At 60.8% G+C, this 673-nt stretch carries 1 protein-coding gene; it reads right to left on the bottom strand.

Going from position 1 to position 673, the window contains the following annotated elements; translation table 11 throughout:
- On the bottom strand, positions 1-673 hold a 673-nt coding region (locus tag OUZ52_RS22830), incomplete at both ends, for a POT-type proton-dependent oligopeptide transporter (protein WP_323135396.1).

Here is a 673-nt window from a genome sequence, read left to right as displayed (position 1 = left end):
TGGTCAGCATGCGGTCGTTGAATAGCAGCCACGAGCCGTAGGTTTGTTCGTACAGGGTAAAGAACAGCAGGCAAATGCCGACGAAAAACACGCAGGCCAGCATCTGTTGGCGTTGCACCGGAGTGCAGCGCGCGGTGACATACCAGCTCAGCCAGCCCAGCCACGCAGCCATGGTCAGCACCTGCAGCCATAGCACGGCGTGACCCAGTTGCATCAAGGCCCAGAAAACCGGCAGCGCAAGCGCGGCCCCGAGGTAAATCGCCCATTCCACGCTTAGTGGGCCAAGCAGGCGGCGACGCAAGGCGGCTGGATTCGGTGGCTCGGCATGACCTTGCAGGTACTTCTGGCCGGTAATGAACACGGCCAGGCCGGCCAGCATGCCGACGCCCGCTGCGCCAAAACCGTAGCCCCAGCCGTAGGTATCGCCGAGGTAGCCGCAGATCAGGCTGGAAAACAGCGCGCCGATATTGATGCCGGCATAGAACAGCGTGAAACCGGAGTCGAGTCGTGGATCGCCCTCGGGATACAGTTTGCCGACCACGGTGGATATGTTTGGCTTGAGAAAGCCGACGCCGCTGATGATCAACGATAGCGACAGGTAGAAAATGCTTAGCGCAAATAGGTCACGATGCACGACACCATCGGCGCCGACCGTGGCCGCATGGCCTTCGAC

It is taken from the genome of Dyella silvatica, from assembly GCF_026283955.1.
Taxonomy (GTDB): Bacteria; Pseudomonadota; Gammaproteobacteria; order Xanthomonadales; family Rhodanobacteraceae; genus Dyella_C; species Dyella_C silvatica.
This window is presented reverse-complemented; position numbering and strand designations above follow the sequence as displayed.